Raw genomic sequence first — 17366 nt, forward strand, 5'->3', positions numbered from 1 at the left:
TGCGTCCCAGACTGTCCCCATTTTATCATTTAAAAAAAGCACGCGTGAATATGAGCGCTACGCCATACTTGCATCTATGGGATACGTTTATCTATTAGGAAGCCCTCTTTATGAAGCGCTAACTTATACACCACGGCACAAATTTGAAACACCTATAATATGAAATTTACACCCCGTAGTACTATACTATACGTAGTACTATACTATACATTTAGCAACATTATTGAATCATATATAACTAATTTATTCATATTGGTTCACTTGATTGAGTTGTCTGCTCCATAGCTCCCCCCAAGGACATTAAGAATTGTATGATTAAAACCTGTTTTGGACATCCGGTAAGTATGGACATCATCAAAGGCTATAAAATACTGGAAACGCTTTATCAAAGCCCCAACACGGTACTTTACCGCGGGTTACGGCTTCATGATAATCTTCCCGTTATGCTCAAATGTCCATACTCAGAGCACCCATCTCTTAAAATTCTCGCGGACTTGCAACACGAATATTTTTTACTCAAACAACTGAATATTCCAGGTATTATTAAGCCCTATGCACTCATTCAACAAGGTCACCTTACTGTTTTAGTTTTAGAAGATATCAATGGTCAGACCTTAAAGAGTTTTTTACAAGAAAAGCCATTGGAACTGGATGTTTTCTTCACAATTGCTTTACAGCTGGTCGACGCCTTAGCGGAGTTACATCAACAACATATTATTCATAAAGACATTAAGCCTGCTAATATCATTATTGAGCCTCATACCCTGTTAATCAAACTGGCAGATTTTAGTATTTCCTCACAGCTGATTGAGGAAACACAAAGCTATAATAACCTTCGTCTTTTAGAGGGTTCACTGGCATACATATCACCCGAACAAACGGGGCGAATGAACCGAAGTATTGATTATCGCACCGATTTTTATGCTCTGGGAGTCACTTATTATGAAATGTTAGCAGGCCAGTTACCTTTTGATGCAACTGATATTCTTGAGCTGGTGCATTGTCATCTTGCAAAAACTCCGGTACCTCTATCATCGCTTCCTCTAAATATTCCCACAATGCTTAGCCAGATTATTATCAAACTAATGGCTAAAATGCCAGAAGAACGCTATGCAAGCGCACGAGGTCTGGCAGCGGACTTAACCGAATGTGCTAAACAATGGCAATCAAAACAAACTATCGCTGAATTTGTCTTAGGCACTATTGATATCAGTGATCAACTCCAGCAAACACAAAAATTGTATGGGCGTGAAGGGCCTATCGCAGAGCTACTTGCTGCTTTTGAGCGCGTGAGTCAAGGGAAAAAGGAAGTGGTTCTAGTGTCTGGTTATTCAGGGATCGGTAAAACTTCGCTAATTAAAGAAATATATAAACCGCTGACCTGTCGTAAAGGATATTTTATTCAAGGTAAATACGACCAATTACAGCAGAACAAACCTTATAGTGCGCTCATTGATGCGTTGCAAAACCTTATTAGACAAGTATTGGCAGAACCTGAGCAAAAACTAAAACACTTGAAACAAGCCTTACAACAGTCTATTGGCAATCAGGGGCATGCACTGCTGGCTTTGATTCCTTCTATCAAACGACTGCTTGGCCCGCAATCACCTGTAGAAAATACCATTGGTGAAGCTCAAAACCAACTGACGTTTGCATTCCAGCAGTTTATACAGGTTTTTTGCCAGGCAGATCACCCATTAGTTATTTTTTTAGATGATTTGCAATGGGCAGATAATGCGTCGTTACAACTGCTGCAACGTTTATTAACGGATACAGCAAATAGTTATTTTATGTTGATTGGCACTTATCGCGATAATGAGGTGGAGTTTGGCCATCCATTGATCGAGTTTCAGAAAAAACTAATGGCTAATGCAGTAGTCCTAAATACTATCAAATTACCGCCATTGACAAATTCCCATCTGCAACAACTACTTGCCGATACGCTGGGCTGCGGACTTGCCCGAGCAAAACCCTTGGCTGAAATCCTGCAGATAAAAACCGAGGGTAATCCTTTTTTTATCCATGCGTTTCTCAAGACCCTGCATCATAATCATCTGTTAACCTTCGATTATGAAAAAGACCAATGGCAATGGGATATTATGCAAATCGAGCAGCAGCATATGACAGCAAATGTCGTCGATCTACTCATTAACAACATTCAGCAGCTATCACCGTCGGCGCAAGATACGCTTAAATTAGCCGCTTGTATTGGTATCCAGTTTGATTTACACACATTATCGGTTATCGGCCAACAATCCGTAGCACTCACCATGAGCTTGTTGCAGGAAGCCTTACATGCCAACCTCATCCAGTTAGTCCGCGGCAATTACAAGACCATCGAGTTGATGGAGGACAACGTCACTGATGCGCAGCTTTCAGAAGATTTGATTATCTTTCAGTTTAAACACGACCGTATTTTGCAAGCAACCTATCAGCTTATAGTGCCTGAACTTAGACGTGAATTGCATTTAAATATTGGTCGTTTATTGCTAAACAACGCGGAGAAGAATTCGGATGATGAAACCTATCTTGGCCAAATCGTACGTCATTTAAATGAAGCTTCGTCATTAATTAGCAAGCCTGCAGAAAGGTTGGAACTCGCCGAACTTAATTTGCAAGTAGGCAAAAAAGCAAAAGCTGTTGCGGCCTACCAAGCTACCAAAAATTATTTCAGTATGGCCGTTTCCCTATTACCACAAGATGCCTGGAAGCATCATTATGACCTAACCTTTGCGTTACATTGTGGCCTGACTGAAAGTGAATTATTAACTGATGATCAGCAGCTTGCCAGGCAGCACTTAGCAATGCTCTTCAAGCAAGCGAAAACCAAGCTTGATAGAATGCTGGTCTATCAGCTCGATATCATACGGCTTAGCCTTGCGAACCGTTATAACGATGCACTCCAGCAGGGATTGGCGGTACTACGTCTTTTTTGGGCTTGATCTTCCTCTATATCCCAAACCTTATCATATTTTAACCGCATACATGTCTGTCGAATGGCGATTGTATAGTAAAAAATTTACTAATTTGGATTTAACTCAGCGAGCTAGTAATGAATACAGTTTGTTGCAAAAAATCTTAAATCAGTTATACGCCTCCACCTACATCACTTCGAACAAAGAATTATTTGTTTTACTCATATTTCACGCTGTTAAACTATCATTACGCTACGGATACACACCTGAAAGTTCATATTGTTTTGCAGCTTATGCATTTGTATTAATCCATGTATTTAAGCGCTATGACGCAAGTTTTAAGCACGTTGCACTTGCTTATCGGCTTGCTGAATATTACCCCGATCCGTCTGTATTAGCTAAAGTGGAATTTTGTATGGGACATTTTCTCCATTTTTGGAAATATCCGCTCCCTCAATCCTTGAATTATACCTTACATAGTTATCAATTAGCACAACAAACAGGGGATTTAGCAACCGCTGATTATAGCTTTATAAGTCATGTTTTAAAGCAATATGCTTTAAGTTACCCACTATCTGACATTTCAAGCACCATCAGAGAAGCGCTAAAGAAACGTGGCCCGAATGACTATTTCTATCCGGTCTGGATTTTGTTGGAATATTCAGTAATAAACTTGCAGCATTCATCAATAAATAAAAATTTTGATCAAGAAATAGCACAGTCCTTCCAATCTGTTGCTGAATGCAAAACGCAGCATGAAAAGGCTTGTTTTTATTTTTGTGCGATAAAACTCGCCTATTTGACCGGTAAATTTTCTTTAGCAGTGGCAACGGGTTTAGATGCAGAGGCATTTGAAGATTCAGCTCTAGGAACCATCACGTATGTCGAAGGACAATTATATTATGCTCTGAGTTTAGCAGCGAGCTATAAAACAGCCACCACCAATGAGCAATGCGGTTACAAAAAGAAGCTCCTCGCTATTCAAAAGGCGTTTAAGCGTTGGTCGGGATGGTGTGCCATCAATTTTGAACCGTATTATTTAGTGCTTAGTGCAGAAATCTTCGCTATCCAAGAAAATTATCGCAAATCAAGTGATTTGTACGACCAAGCGGCTCAACTTGCATTGGATAATAATTACCCTCAGCTTACTGGCGTTATTAATGAATGTGCTGCTCGCTTTTACTCACAGCAAAACAAACCGCACATAGCAAAACACTATTTTCGCGAAGCGCATTATGGGTATGAACGTTGGGGAGCTCTCGCACTTTGCCAGCGTCTAAAGCAACAATACCCCCAATCGTTTTATGAGTATGATAGTCATAAAACATCCTTACAGCAAAAGACCATGGCGAATACACAAACATCGACCTCAAGCAATGATCTTTCCATAGATTTTATGGCAATTCTCAAATTAACTCAAACGATTGCCAGTGAAATACAGTTCGATAAGTTATTAAAAAAACTACTGCAAATTGTGCTTGAAAATGCTGGCGCGCAACGCAGTGTACTTGTCATAAAGAAGGACAATTCCTGGCTTATCGAAGCCGAGGGTACTTTAGAGCAACAACGCATTTGGTTGGTAGATGCAAAGAGCGTAGAGACACGCTCAGATTTACCGCTCACGGTTATTAACTATGTGCAACGCACCGAAGAAGCAGTGCTAATACAGGATGTCGCTAACGACATCCAATTTTCAGACTCTTATTTGCAGCAGTCTAAATCTAAATCTATATTAATAATTCCTTTATTCTATCAGGGCCAACTAAGACGCATTCTCTATCTTGAAAATAATATGCTTAAGCATTCCTTTACTGCTCAGCACTTACAAGACCTTACTATATTGGTGTCCCAGGCCGCCATTTCATTAGAAAATGCATACCTTTATTATCAAGCAACCCATGATCCATTGACGGGTTTTGCCAATCGTAATCTGCTCTTTCAAATTTTTCAGCAAAGCGCCTCGCGTTTATCACGTGAAGCCAAACAATTAGCCATAATTTTCCTGGATTTGGATTATTTTAAAACGATTAACGACACTATGGGTCATGAAGTCGGTGATAAGTTGCTTATCTATTTTTCAGAGCAGATTAAAACCTGTCTGCGCGCTGGCGATTTGCCAGTACGCCTGGGAGGCGATGAGTTTGTGATTTTATTGGATAGCCTTGATGAAAGCATGCAGGTAAAGGTCATCATCGATAAAATTTATCAGCAACTTGCTGCTCCTGTTATAATACAAGGCCACACTATCCATATTTCAACCAGTGCTGGCATCAGTTTATTCCCAAAAGATGCTACAGATATTCAGGGCCTTTTAAAGCAAGCGGATACGGCTCTATATCGGGCTAAAGAACTGGGCAAAAACCAGTATCAGTTTTATTCGGTGGCATTAACTCAATACATTCAGCAAAACCATCATCTTGAAACTGAATTCGAAAATGCATTAGCGAATCAGGAATTTTGTTTATTTTATCAACCAATCTTTGATTTAGTAAGCGAGCGCATTATAAGTCTTGAAGTATTACTGCGCTGGCAACATCCAACAAAGGGATTATTAGAAGCCAAGCAGTTTATTCAATTGCTCGAAAAAACGCCGTTCATGCTGCCCGTAGGTGAATGGGTACTGCGCACAGCCTGCCAGCAAGTTAAGAGCTGGCAAAATAAAGATTTACCGAGAGTGCCTATAGCGGTTAATCTTTCAGCATTGCTATTTGAAAATCAATTTATTAGCCAATTAATCGCCGATATTTTAGCAGAAACTCAACTAGAACCTGTCTATTTAGAGCTTGAGTTAACTGAATCTATTCTTGTCGAATCAGCCAACATTATAAAAGAAATGGAGGCGTTAAAAAATTTAGGCATTAATTTAGTCATTGATGACTTTGGCAAAGGCTATTCCTGCTTGGCATATTTGACACGTTTGCCCCTTAGTAAATTAAAAATTGACCGATCTTTTATTAATAAAAATCAGTTAAAAGAGCAAGATAAGATTATTTTAGAAGCCATCATTGAATTAGCTCACCGTTTACAGCTGCAAGTGATTGCTGAAGGGGTTGAAGAGATTTCGCAAGTGAATTTATTACGCACCCAGCAAGTTGACGCAGTGCAAGGCTATTATTTTAGTCGTCCATTATCTGTAAATGATTGCGAACATTTATTAAACGACGAAAAAGGCCGATGGTGAATTGGCTCTACCCCAAAAAAGGGTGCCCTTTAATCAAGTTAATCTAGACTAACCATTTGATTTAGCGATTTTTTTTAATGAGTGTGGCCGTTATGGTAATCAGCAATTTCAGGGCATTACCTCGACTAAGCGTGTACATACTCAAATATACCATCATCATACGAGTAGTATTTCCCAGAAGGAGTTATTGCATCAATTCAACCAGGGTAAAGCCGCTGGGATCATCGGCGTTATCAGATAAAAGGTAGAGAGCGCGTAAACACCACCTGTCCAAAAGTATTAGGGATTGATGAGCATTTTTTAGTCATAAACAAGGGTTTGCAACAACTTTGAGCGACCTAAGAAAACATAAAGTTTTTGATGTGGTGAAGGGCGTAGTAAAGGTGATTTAAATTGGTTCTGTCGAAAATTTTAAACAAAGTTAAAGTTGGTGGGGCGGCGGCTATTTAATTTATGATCTAATGTATTGAATTAAAATAATTATTTTATTTGTATTTTCAAATATACCCCCAAAACTTATATATGAAAGCAAGTTTTTAATAATTATTTGAGCACCTCATTTGACCCGATTTCCTTTTTTGTCTAAAATTTATACACCAAAGTTGTAGTTAGGGAGAACTCAAATGACTAGAGCACTAAAAATCATGGAAGAGTATTCCAATGAAGATGAAAAAGATTATTTCTTAAGATCCGATAGGTATAATAATGGTCGTTATGTCTTATCGTATAAGCTAGCCTTGTGTTATGCAATTCATAAGGTTATTCAAAACCTTAATGATGGAAATGATATTATTTTAAAAGAAAAAATAAGTCAGCTAATAAAAAATTTAAATGATAATAATGCCGTACATGAAGAATACTATAGTTTTTTGCCATTAAGAGATGAAGAAGGGGCATACATATATGTAGATCATCAGAAAGGTTGTTTTCCTTTGGTAATATATAATCGAACCCTTTCAGAAGCAGAAAAAAGTAATATTTCCATTAATAGAAAATATGCCCTAATAAAAAGTCTCGAAGCTATGCAGGATAAAGCTGATCAATTATATCAGCTGCTAAAAGACAACGAAATTTGGAATGATGATCTTCAAGAAAAAATAATTGAACTTTGTCCTGATCCAAAGGTAGAGGATAGTCTTTAATTAGATTCAAAATTGGCTATTGGTTTTTTAAAGCAAAATAACCTCTTGAATCGCAGGTTTATAGTATTCAGCATGCCCTGATTTAATTATCAGATTATCAGAAAGTTTTATAGTTACTGATGTATGAGTGTGGCCGCATAAAACTAAAAACTGAATATCGGCATGTTTTTTAACAAAATTCATAATCACATCACCAGTTGCTTTTGAAGCAAAATAAGGCAGCCAATTTTCATCACTTGGTTTATCCTTATGCCAACTACTTTCAGAAAATGGTGGGATATGAGTAGCAATAATTACTTTTTTAATATCAATGTCAATTGCATCACATAATGTCTCTTGGAGAACTGAGGCATCTGTATCAGCCAATTTTTGCATTTCCCTTTTTAAAGCAGACTTATTCAATAAAAAAGCTTGGTATAACTCAGCGATCAAACGACTATCATTTAAATTGACTAAGCTATGATCAAAATCCCCATAACGTGCATCTGCCCATCCATCATGCCCCACCAATACAATACCGTCAGCTATTGTTAAAGTTTTAGGCTCCCCAAGCCAAATGAGGTTTTTATTCTGAGCACACAAAGCACGAACTTTTTCACGTACATTATTAACGCTACTAAAGTAGTAGTCGTGATTGCCTAATACAAAATAAATAAGCTTATTTGTGTATGTGCTAAATTCTTGAAGAATTTCACACACATCTTTTGCTTCAGCTATATCACCAGTAATCAAAATCTTATCTGCACCAGTTTCAATTACCTGTTGGTAAAATTTTTTTCTTGCTTCAACCTTTAAGAAATTGAGGTGGATATCAGTTAGCCAAGCAATATTCATTATTTCACCACATCAATAATGGCATTTATCCGTGATTCAACAATTTTCTTTCGACTCTCAGACTCTATTGAATAGTTTAAATGCCCAGGTAAAGCTTGGAGAAACCGATCATTACTCATTAACACTCCAAATTCTGATGAAAGATATTGCTTTAAATTATCCGATACTACTAAAACATCACTAGCTATTTCTGGCCGGCCATCAATTACTGAAATAATATCTTCCAAATCATGACTTAACAAAAAATCCTGCTTCCCACGATCCTTAAATGCTTCTAGCTTGGTTGCCAGAAAATAAGGTGCGGAAATAACCTTTATATTTACATTGTCAGCAATGCTATGCTTGATAGAATTTTCTTGCGCATCTTTATACCATTTATTAGAAAAGCCTAAGACACTTTTATCTATAGGCATAACATCAATTAAAATGCCATCGCAATCCCAACGGCATATGGGGTGATCACCAGAAATCAGCTCCTTAAATCCTTTCTGGCGTAATTTCTCAGCAATAGCATAATAACTTGGCTTGGTGATAACGTTGACTATACAATCAACATCCACGGTAAAGCGTACATCAGGAGCAGCTTTATCTGTTATCAATAAACCTGTGATACACCCCCCGACAAAAGTTACTTCATCACATAAATCCCCAAGCCGATGCGCAATTAAACTCAGGGATTCGATATTTCTTTGGGCTGAACTTCTATTCATTTGATACCAACTTTTTTGGTTTTAATAATGCTAATATTTTTTGTGAAGCAATTTGCCTTTCTCTTACGCGTCCAGAACGAATAGCATCAATTAGTGTCAATAAGTCATAAAATAACGGATCTGGATGCTTTGCTACAGATTCAGGCACTGATGAATATAATGGCTTTAAGGCAAGACCACGCTCGTTCCCTTCGCCATATGGCCATACAGGGATAGGATCATTACCAGCAACAATCTGATCACTTAAGCAGGGAGCAGCATAGCTAGTGGGAATTCCACGGGCTAGCTCACCTAATTTAGCAGGAAAAACATACTTTAAACCATGAAGAAAAAACTCTTCACAAGCCTGAATAATGGGTTGCGGCTTGGCCGGCGGATGGTATGGTGTGATTAACCCTACTGCCACTAATCTCTTGAATGCACTATTGATTTGAGAAGGACTCAAACACAACTCAAATGCAATACTATTTTGAGACCAGCTTTTATCTGTTTGGTATGCCAACAGTTTGGCCAGAACTACGATGTCTTGTGATTTAATCATTGAGCATCATCCTTTATTCCATATTCTAGAATTTAGAATAAAGAATGCTTTTAGTCAACTAAAACAATAGAGGCAGAGCAAATTGATTTTAAATAAAAGGGCATTTCTCATTTGGCCTTAATTAATAAGTTTGCTGGGATCTTAACGGGAAACTACAAATCACTGAGGAAAAAAGGACTCTGCAAACTCTCGACTCTCATCAAATTTTTTCGGTAAAAATTGGTACTTATCTAAAGATGCTCTTAATGAAGCGACTATCTGCTCTTGATTTTTAAACTTTACTTTCGGTCTATGTGAGATAATTATCCCATGAGTGCTACTGTTTAGCTGATTATCTTCTCGCCCATAATGAAAAGGAATATTTGTAAAACAAACAATATTGGGTAAATGTTCCGGAAATTTCTCTTCTAGTTTCTTATACTCTCCTCTTATTTTGTCTATCTTATCTCGATCATTGTAAATATCTAATTCAGGCATATTAACATCAACAAACACAATATAGGGATCATCAACTTCTTTTTCTACAGCATTTCTTAGCTTACGATATAAATCAATATTCTTGCGCTTCCCTTGTTTCGCTCCAAGCACACCTTTTACATCTCTAGCTTTAGCTTCTACCTGTATAATTTCACCAGTTTGAATATGAGTGGCTTGACACTCTGTTACTCGACCAAGCCCAAGGGTTTCATCAAATGGTTTTAGTTTAAAACCAGCTCTTATCATGGTTGCAAGAACAAACAATTCATATCGAGCTCCATTAAAGCTAGACTCAACTTTTAATCTCTTTACTAAGTTATCAATTAAATAGTTATGATTGATTAAAACGAACAGATCATATGCTAAATGCAAATAGGCTAATTCATTGCCACTCAACTGACAAACTTCCAAAGATTCTCGCGAATCAATAACTTTAAATGGTCCTTTTGTACACCATTTAATGATGATGTGACGATCTGATTCAGGCTTATTAGCTTCACTTTCAAACCAATCATTTCCCAAAGTAGTTTTAAGATTACTCGATAAGAATTCTGCAGGGCTTCTCCAATCAATCTCAGGATGATCAGAAACAACAATTGAGTTACCAAGTATCACCATTCTTTTCCCCTGAAAAACACAACTTTGAATTTCTGGAGTAAAACCAAAATATTCTTGGTGATATTTTGTACTAATTTGGTATTTAATCTGCGTTTCTCTAACGAATTTTTGAAGTTCTGGTGACAAATCCTGGAAATTTACAGTATTGGTTTTGCCACAACAATTTCTGTATTTCCTTTTACTACCACATGAGCATTTACGATGAGCTCGGTGAACAGTTTTATTATTTTTCATATGTTTTATGATCGTTAATGATTTCTAATTGTACCAAGATGCGATGTATTTGATCTATTAGACCATGTCATCATAAATATTGGCGGGTTAATCTTAAGGGAGGCGGATTATGAAACAATGCAATATCTTCTGCATACCCCCTGAATATATGCTATCAGAGTTATCAAAATCATCTTTTAAATGACTTAATTAGGTTAGCTAACTCATCCTCTTCAGCATAAAAAAAAGCAGTAGGCACAGATAGTACTTCAGCTATTCTTTTCAATGTTGAGTAATCAGGTGTATGCCTTCCAATCTCATAATGATTCATACGTGCACTTGCGGAGAACTCATCCATACCCGCAGCTATGCCAAGTTTTTTTTGAGAAATGCCCATAGCTAGTCTTGCTTCTTTTAATCTTTTTGGAACAGGTGAGTCCAATTTTCTTCTCTAATAATTATTCAATACTTAGAGGTTCTAAGTTTTTTTAATTGCTAGATACTTAGGAATCCTATACACATACCCACTAACTATATATAATGCGCTCAATTAGGCAGGATCGTCTGGTGAAAAATACAACGGAGAGATAATTTACATAACCTAAAATTGAGGTAAACAAATGAAAATCATAATGTCAGTCTTATTAGTAATAGCTTCTTTTGGTGCATTTGCAGATATGTCAGGTGATTGGGATGCAATGGGTAATCCGATACAACATCCTCAGCCGCAACCACAGCCCATCAATCCTCATCCGATACAAAGATAATCTTGATTATGAATTAGTATTGTGTGCACGTGATAGCATCCATGTGCACAGTAAATTAGGAGCTCAAGGTAAATAGAGGGGGGTTGTAATGGGCTATTCTAACAAAGTCACTATAAATGGCTTTGAGATAATTTTTAAGCGTATGGAAGGTAACTTTGGAGTTTTTTTAAATTTAGATAATGAGTTAATTAAGACAGCCATATCTGAATGCTCTCTATTATTCTTCAATACTCTTTTTGGTAATGAATTGCTTTCGATGCGTGAAACATTTGAAGCTCTTGAATGCTTTAATGATAAAGAACATTGTTTGGGGGAAGAGCCTTCGCCAAATAGACTTTATGAATTCAGCCAATTAAAGAAATTGCGCCAACAGGCTGAACTTGTTTTAAATAGCGAATATGCAAATGATAACCAGAAACAAAACGCTTCTCATGCAATAAAGGTATTGAATACGGGTTTATTAGAAAGAAAATGACCGCATACTAGAAACACTACCACAGTTATATGCCATCGGATGGCCTCTTTACACCAAGTTTATCCCTATCCCATAATACCAAAGAATAGCATTTATTGCACATCATGTATTAATTATGATCTAGACTAAAATTTACTGGCAGAAGGATTAAGAAAATTGTACGCCTCCGGATGACCATACCATATGCAAAAACCTGGATACCCCCACCCACCATCCTTCTAAAATGAAATTTGAATCTCAATTATGGCAATTCAAACTCCTTAATAATTTTTTTGCTGCGTTGAATTGCTTGCCTAATTTCAGATTTAAACGCTTTAGCTTCTGCGGTAGTTTCTCCGTGCTTTAAAGCATTGTGATTGTATCTTGGGGCTCCAGAACCTTGTGCGCCCCCATGAACGCGACATCTTTTTTTCCCTCTAATAGCAGGACATTTGCAAGGTTTACCGTAGTTGTTTTTTGTTCTAGCTCCACAACGTGGCGCATCTTCAAATGCATAACATTTTTTCTCGGTTCTTGAGGTTGTTTTCATATTTTTTCCTTATCACCCAACCCCCTATGAATATTTCCCACAATAGCTTGGCCGCCTTGATGCACTTCTACACGTTCAACAGTAATCTTCTGTCCTCCAATGCCTTGCAGCTTAGCAAGTAAATTCGCCTGCTGTACAAAGCAATTAGAAAGCTTTATTGCCGAATTAATATATTGTTTTTCGAGCTTGATGTTATTAATGTTTTGCGCATAACACATGGTTTTTTGTTGTAGCTTATGTATGGATAGCATTTGTGCAGCGAGCATTGATTGCATACCGTTATTTGCATTTAGTTCCCCTATAGCTTCATGGGTAAATTGCTCGGCCTCATTAAGATTGAAATTTTCATCTTTATAGCTATTGTTAGCTAAAGCATTTTCATGAATTAAGATCTGCTTAAAACAATTGGTTTTTACAATCTTTTGATCATGCTCGGTAGCTTCTTTTACATTAACTAATTTGGACATGGTTTCTCCGGTGTCTGGTAATTAATTGTTCTCTTAACCATTCATTAGCAACACGTCTACCAACATTTTGCTTTTTATGTTGAATAGGTTCTCTATTTGAAAAAAGTTGCCAATGCATAGTGTATTGGCTCAGTAGCTCATTTAAAGCTGACGGTGGAATCCCGAAACATATTGTTTTAATCCAACGCTTATCATCCGGCAGTAATGCTATGTTGTGCTCCTTTGCAAGAACAAAAAAAATCATCAATTGTTTGGAAACTTTTACTTAGTTTTTGGGGGCTAAAAGTTTCCAAACAATGAGTGGATAGTTTCCTCTTTGTTTCCAATGAAGTTTCCAAGGAAACCCCTTTACCTGATTGAGATATCGCTTGGGATTGAATTCTTTTGTTTCCACCCGAGTTTTCTAAATAACATCAAAAATTTCCAGTTTCCTTTCCTAGTGGCAAACAACTGGAAACCTGTCCGTTTATCATATTGGGGTTTAGGTAAGTATTTTACTATTTTAGCCGGTATGGATTTAACTCTATGAATTTACAAATCTTTTCCAAAGCATAAAAAAGTGAATTTTAGCCCAAAGCAGCCTGTTTTTACCCTAAAAATTATTCACATAACAGGTTATATGTGAATAAAACATAGCTTATTTATTGTATTATGCGAAACAAACAGGTAGTCTAATTCTAGGGTTGATTATTCACATAATACATACAATGGATCATGATGGTTTGCTAAATTCATTTAAAGCCACGTTGGAGCAGCAGGATCTATCTGAGTCCTCAATTAGTAGTTACATCCAAGGAATAAACGTATTTACTACTTGGGCTTTAGATTTTTACCAACAAGAGGTTTGTCTGTTGGAAATCACTGCAAACGATCTGCGTGCATACCGAGAATACGTTTCCAAGATCCTGAGGCGCAAACCATCAACGATTAATCATCATATCCAAGTTTTAAAACGATTTTATGCCTGGGCTGCGAAAACCAATCTCATTCCTGATAACCCAGCTTCAGCGATCCACTTTGTAAAACGGGCAACTACCACCAAACCAAACGCACTCAACAAAGATGAAATTCATGCTTTGCTACGAGCTTCAGGTCTTTCCACCCATGGTCTCGCTTTAAGAAACTATGCCATAGTGCAACTTCTTTTACAATCGGGATTAAGAGTTGGGGAATTAAATAATTTATTAATGAAAGATGTGGTGATTAGGGAACGTTCAGGGTGCGTCAACGTAGTGGATGGAAAGGGCAGGAAACACAGAGAGATCCCCTTAAACTCGATTGCAAGACGAGCGCTAACCCGTTATTTAGAAACTCGTGATTCTCTTGGGTCAGATGATATATTGTTTACTACAAAGCGTGGCGAACAAGGAACAATCAGGGCACTGCAAGCACTGATTAGCAGTCTGGCTAAGCGAGCCAATATTACACGTATTAATGTTACGGCACATACCTTGCGCCATACTTTTGCCACCCAATTTTTACAGGCCAATCCTGGATGTCTTGTTGAATTAGCAATGCTCATGGGGCATGAATCAGTCAATACAACAGCTATTTATACCAAGGCATCAAAAGAGAAGCTAGCAGAGCACATGGAGCGTTCGGGAGTGAGCATTGATGCATACTGAAATAAGGATTACAGAAGATCAACTTGCCATTGATTGGACTTTAACCAAAGAAGACATCCAATTTATTAACAATAACTCCAAGCAGGGGATTAAATTTGCAGCACTTCTTTGCCATCTAAGAGCTTATGGGCGATTTATCGGTAAAGATGATGTCTTGTCCTTTACTGCTATAAGCTATCTTGCAAAACAGCTTGATCAACCATTTTCAACGATGCCCGTATTTTCAAATACACCACATAGTTATATTCAGCGAGAAAAAATTCGACAGTACCTCGGGTATAGTGAATTTAACGAAGCAGAATCCCTCAAATTAGAGGAATGGCTGGTTTCCCAATTACGCAAAGAAACACTGGATAAAAGTCGGCTCATTGAACTGGCTACCAATCACTTAAAAAGCGGTCATATTGTTTTGCCATCCCCCATTACCCTAGGTCGCATAGTGAGTCAGAAGGTCAATCAGGCGATTGAAGGGTTTCATTGCAGTATTGCAGAAACCTTGGCACCATCGCTGCGCGCTAAACTGTATCATTTAATTACACCTGAGCATAAAGAGGCATACGCGCAATTAGCCGATCTAAGAACATCCCCTCAAAATGCAAATAGTGATGCGATGAATAAGTACCTGGATTATTTTGAGGAAATTGAACAGTTAGGTATTTTGGAGTGTAACTTATCAGCCATACATCCTGATGTTATTACGGAGCTGGCTCAAAAAGGTCGCTATTATGATGCGGTTCAATTGCGTAATATGGCCTCTAAAGTAAAACAAGAGGCCATCATCATTTGTTTTTTGCATGAAACGGCTAAAACGATTCTTGATTATTTGGTTTTTTTATTCAGGCGAATATTACTGGATACTAACCGGCGCGCTAAGAATGAAGTATCTGCAGAGCGTGAGAAAGTATCCAGAAAGAATAAGGGGAAATTTAAACCAGCCAGTGAGTTTATCAAGTCCGCCTTTTCCCAGGCAGCGGTTAAAGAATTTACCCTGATGCAATTTGTCACTCAGTTTAATGAAGCGACAATGTTAGAAACAGCCAGTGCCTGTGAAGCCATCGACAAACTGGAGTCATCTGGTGTTACCGACCATATTGTGAACCGTTTTTCCTACATTAGGCAATTTTCTAAACGATTCCTAACACTGAAATTAAATGCCAGTACAGGACTTGCCTCGCTAATGAAAGCAATTGAACTTCTAAGAAAACTCCATGCCGGTGAGATTAAAAAACTGCCGGTAGACTTGCCCACAGACTTTCTGCCCAAAATGTGGAAGGACATTGTCTATGATGAGAATAGACAAGTCCGAACGCATCATTGGGAAATGGGCTTGTATTATGCGCTTAAGAAAGAAATCAGCGCAGGAGACATCTACCTTTCAAAAAGCCGCAACAACCGCTATTTTTGGGATACGGTTTATGGAGAGCTTCCTTGGGAGCAGGAACGAGAACAGCAGTACTTAAAGCTTAAACTCCCTAATGAATTTGACAGCATTAAGGAGGTACTGACGGGTGAATATCATCAGGTGGCGACCCACGCCTGTAACACCCTACCCACTAATGATTTTGTCACCATTAAAGACGGTAAGTTTCATTTTACCAAGGATGATGCCCTGGTTATCCCACCAGAAGTAGTTCAGTTGCGTAAGCTAATCCAATCACGCATGCCTACGGTTAGAATCGAAAAACTCTTGGCAGAAGCTTCTCGTTTATCGGGCTGCCTTGAGGGATTTACACCATTTTATGAACCAGAAAAAACGGCTAAATTCCCCTTAAAGCCTTTGCTTGCCGCCATTCTTGCTCATGCAACCAACATTGGTTTATTTGGAATGGGTTCTAGTGCTGTTGGGATCAGTATTGATGCATTAACCCATGCCTCTCACGTGTATCTGCGCCCAGAAACCATCAAAGAAACCAATCGTCGTTTAGTCAATTATTTTTTAACCTATCCAATTAGCAGTGAAATGACTGATGGTCGTTATTCCACATCAGATGCACAGCGCTACCCTATTGAAAGGAAATTTTTTCTCTCCTCCTACTGCCCAAGGTATTACGGCTATTATGAGAAAGCTATTTCGATTTATACCCATGTGGCTCGAGGTGGTGTTTTTGGGACACAAGTGATTTCAACGGGTGAAAGAGAAGCCCCTTATGTATTAACAGGTTTACTAGAAAATGACACCTTGCTCAATCCTGAATTTCACAGCACTGATACCCATGGATTTACCGAGCATCTTTTTGCCTTACTTTATTTGCTGGGTTTTCCATTCCATCCAAGGCTTAAAGATTTAGCGGAGCAAAATATTTATAAAATAGATAAGACAATGAGTTATGGGGCTTTAGATGAGGTGTTCAGCGGCACGATAGACATTGAACTGATTCGTGCAAACTGGGATCAAATCGTTCGCATTGTGGCGTCATTAAAAAATGGGCTGGCACCAGCGTATGTGATTATCCAAAAGTTGGCGAATCGAACCGATAATTTATCCAAAGCGATAAGGGCTTTTGGTAGGATCATTAAAAGTATTTATATTCTGCGCTATATTGCTGATCAAGAATTACGTCACACGGTTCATTTGCATCTCAATCATGGCGAATCAAGGCATCAATTAGCGAAGAAATTATTCTTCCTCAATCGAGGTGCTTTTAAGACCAGTGATTATGAGGAAATTATGAATAAAGCCAGCTGCCTGAGTCTGGTATCCAATGCAGTACTGGTTTGGAACACCCATCACATACAGAAAATAGTTGATTCACTTCGAGGGGAAGGATATGACATTCAAAGTGAGCATTTGCAGAAAATATCTCCATTAATGTTTAAGCACATCCAAATTTATGGCACCTACCATTTTGAAGATATTTAAAGGAAGTAATCT

Annotated in this window: 14 protein-coding genes and 1 pseudogene; 8 read left to right on the plus strand and 7 right to left on the minus strand. The window is 38.0% G+C overall.

What is annotated here, in order from left to right; genetic code table 11:
- Nucleotides 1–311: 311 nt before the first annotated feature.
- From LDG_RS13125 to LDG_RS13135, 4 genes and pseudogenes are all read left to right on the plus strand, one after another.
- Nucleotides 312–2942 carry an ATP-binding protein gene (locus LDG_RS13125; protein WP_050805568.1) on the plus strand — a complete coding sequence of 877 codons (2631 nt, stop codon included), beginning with the start codon at nucleotides 312–314 and terminating at the stop codon, nucleotides 2940–2942.
- A 61-nt stretch (nucleotides 2943–3003) separates the two neighbouring features.
- The gene (locus LDG_RS18630; RefSeq protein ID WP_158307886.1) at nucleotides 3004–6096 is read left to right on the plus strand and encodes an EAL domain-containing protein; all 3093 of its coding nucleotides are present in this window, start codon (nucleotides 3004–3006) and stop codon (nucleotides 6094–6096) included.
- 67 nt (nucleotides 6097–6163) lie between these two features.
- A pseudogene (locus LDG_RS20840) lies at nucleotides 6164–6470 on the plus strand (ISL3 family transposase); the annotation flags it as partial.
- A gap of 249 nt (nucleotides 6471–6719) precedes the next feature.
- Nucleotides 6720–7238 (plus strand): hypothetical protein, encoded by a 519-nt coding sequence (locus LDG_RS13135; RefSeq protein ID WP_006871885.1) that lies wholly within the window; start codon nucleotides 6720–6722, stop codon nucleotides 7236–7238.
- A gap of 27 nt (nucleotides 7239–7265) precedes the next feature.
- On the opposite strand, the gene LDG_RS13140 is transcribed toward LDG_RS13135, so the two are convergent.
- From LDG_RS13140 to LDG_RS13160, 5 genes are all read right to left on the minus strand, one after another.
- Nucleotides 7266–8072, minus strand: a complete 807-nt coding sequence (locus LDG_RS13140; protein WP_006871886.1) for a metallophosphoesterase family protein — start codon at nucleotides 8070–8072, stop codon at nucleotides 7266–7268.
- Nucleotides 8072–8782, minus strand: a complete 711-nt coding sequence (locus LDG_RS13145; protein WP_006871887.1) for a hypothetical protein — start codon at nucleotides 8780–8782, stop codon at nucleotides 8072–8074. Before LDG_RS13145 ends, LDG_RS13140 begins: the two co-directional genes overlap by 1 nt.
- Nucleotides 8775–9323 carry a helix-turn-helix domain-containing protein gene (locus tag LDG_RS13150; protein WP_006871888.1) on the minus strand — a complete coding sequence of 183 codons (549 nt, stop codon included), beginning with the start codon at nucleotides 9321–9323 and terminating at the stop codon, nucleotides 8775–8777. Before LDG_RS13150 ends, LDG_RS13145 begins: the two co-directional genes overlap by 8 nt.
- Before the next feature lie 159 nt (nucleotides 9324–9482).
- A complete protein-coding gene (locus LDG_RS13155) occupies nucleotides 9483–10652 on the minus strand; it encodes a YecA family protein (RefSeq protein ID WP_006871889.1) in 1170 nt (389 codons plus the stop codon).
- A gap of 169 nt (nucleotides 10653–10821) precedes the next feature.
- The gene (locus LDG_RS13160; RefSeq protein WP_040535879.1) at nucleotides 10822–11073 is read right to left on the minus strand and encodes a helix-turn-helix domain-containing protein; all 252 of its coding nucleotides are present in this window, start codon (nucleotides 11071–11073) and stop codon (nucleotides 10822–10824) included.
- 178 nt (nucleotides 11074–11251) lie between these two features.
- On the opposite strand from LDG_RS13160, the gene LDG_RS19720 reads away from it, so the two are divergent.
- Together LDG_RS19720 and LDG_RS13165 are read left to right on the plus strand one after the other, a co-directional pair.
- Nucleotides 11252–11398, plus strand: coding sequence for a hypothetical protein (locus LDG_RS19720; RefSeq protein ID WP_158307887.1), 147 nt, complete (start codon nucleotides 11252–11254; stop codon nucleotides 11396–11398).
- 88 nt (nucleotides 11399–11486) lie between these two features.
- Nucleotides 11487–11873 (plus strand): hypothetical protein, encoded by a 387-nt coding sequence (locus LDG_RS13165; protein ID WP_006871892.1) that lies wholly within the window; start codon nucleotides 11487–11489, stop codon nucleotides 11871–11873.
- A 241-nt stretch (nucleotides 11874–12114) separates the two neighbouring features.
- Here the strand turns inward: LDG_RS13165 and LDG_RS13170 are convergent, their stop codons facing one another.
- Both LDG_RS13170 and LDG_RS13175 read right to left on the minus strand, forming a co-directional pair.
- On the minus strand, nucleotides 12115–12402 hold the full coding sequence (locus tag LDG_RS13170; RefSeq protein WP_006871893.1) for an HGGxSTG domain-containing protein: 288 nt from the start codon (nucleotides 12400–12402) through the stop codon (nucleotides 12115–12117).
- Complete coding sequence (locus LDG_RS13175) at nucleotides 12399–12869, minus strand: hypothetical protein (protein WP_006871894.1); 471 nt, start codon at nucleotides 12867–12869, stop codon at nucleotides 12399–12401. Before LDG_RS13175 ends, LDG_RS13170 begins: the two co-directional genes overlap by 4 nt.
- Before the next feature lie 722 nt (nucleotides 12870–13591).
- On the opposite strand from LDG_RS13175, the gene LDG_RS13190 reads away from it, so the two are divergent.
- Both LDG_RS13190 and LDG_RS13195 read left to right on the plus strand, forming a co-directional pair.
- Nucleotides 13592–14494, plus strand: coding sequence for a tyrosine-type recombinase/integrase (locus tag LDG_RS13190; RefSeq protein WP_006871897.1), 903 nt, complete (start codon nucleotides 13592–13594; stop codon nucleotides 14492–14494).
- On the plus strand, nucleotides 14484–17354 hold the full coding sequence (locus tag LDG_RS13195; protein WP_006871898.1) for a Tn3 family transposase: 2871 nt from the start codon (nucleotides 14484–14486) through the stop codon (nucleotides 17352–17354). Before LDG_RS13190 ends, LDG_RS13195 begins: the two co-directional genes overlap by 11 nt.
- The last annotated feature ends 12 nt before the right edge of the window (nucleotides 17355–17366 follow it).

Origin of the sequence: Legionella drancourtii LLAP12 (genome assembly GCF_000162755.2) — a bacterium.
Classification (GTDB): Bacteria; Pseudomonadota; Gammaproteobacteria; order Legionellales; family Legionellaceae; genus Legionella; species Legionella drancourtii.

Excerpts from the sequence above, each read along its gene's own strand:
- LDG_RS13125 (WP_050805568.1), top strand. The coding sequence starts at position 312 with ATGATTAAAACCTGTTTTGGACATCCGGTAAGTATGGACATCATCAAA.
- LDG_RS13135 (WP_006871885.1), top strand. The coding sequence starts at position 6,720 with ATGACTAGAGCACTAAAAATCATGGAAGAGTATTCCAATGAAGATGAA.
- LDG_RS13140 (WP_006871886.1), bottom strand. The coding sequence starts at position 8,072 with ATGAATATTGCTTGGCTAACTGATATCCACCTCAATTTCTTAAAGGTT.
- LDG_RS13145 (WP_006871887.1), bottom strand. The coding sequence starts at position 8,782 with ATGAATAGAAGTTCAGCCCAAAGAAATATCGAATCCCTGAGTTTAATT.
- LDG_RS13150 (WP_006871888.1), bottom strand. The coding sequence starts at position 9,323 with ATGATTAAATCACAAGACATCGTAGTTCTGGCCAAACTGTTGGCATAC.
- LDG_RS13155 (WP_006871889.1), bottom strand. The coding sequence starts at position 10,652 with ATGAAAAATAATAAAACTGTTCACCGAGCTCATCGTAAATGCTCATGT.
- LDG_RS19720 (WP_158307887.1), top strand. The coding sequence starts at position 11,252 with ATGAAAATCATAATGTCAGTCTTATTAGTAATAGCTTCTTTTGGTGCA.
- LDG_RS13165 (WP_006871892.1), top strand. The coding sequence starts at position 11,487 with ATGGGCTATTCTAACAAAGTCACTATAAATGGCTTTGAGATAATTTTT.
- LDG_RS13170 (WP_006871893.1), bottom strand. The coding sequence starts at position 12,402 with ATGAAAACAACCTCAAGAACCGAGAAAAAATGTTATGCATTTGAAGAT.
- LDG_RS13175 (WP_006871894.1), bottom strand. The coding sequence starts at position 12,869 with ATGTCCAAATTAGTTAATGTAAAAGAAGCTACCGAGCATGATCAAAAG.
- LDG_RS13195 (WP_006871898.1), top strand. The coding sequence starts at position 14,484 with ATGCATACTGAAATAAGGATTACAGAAGATCAACTTGCCATTGATTGG.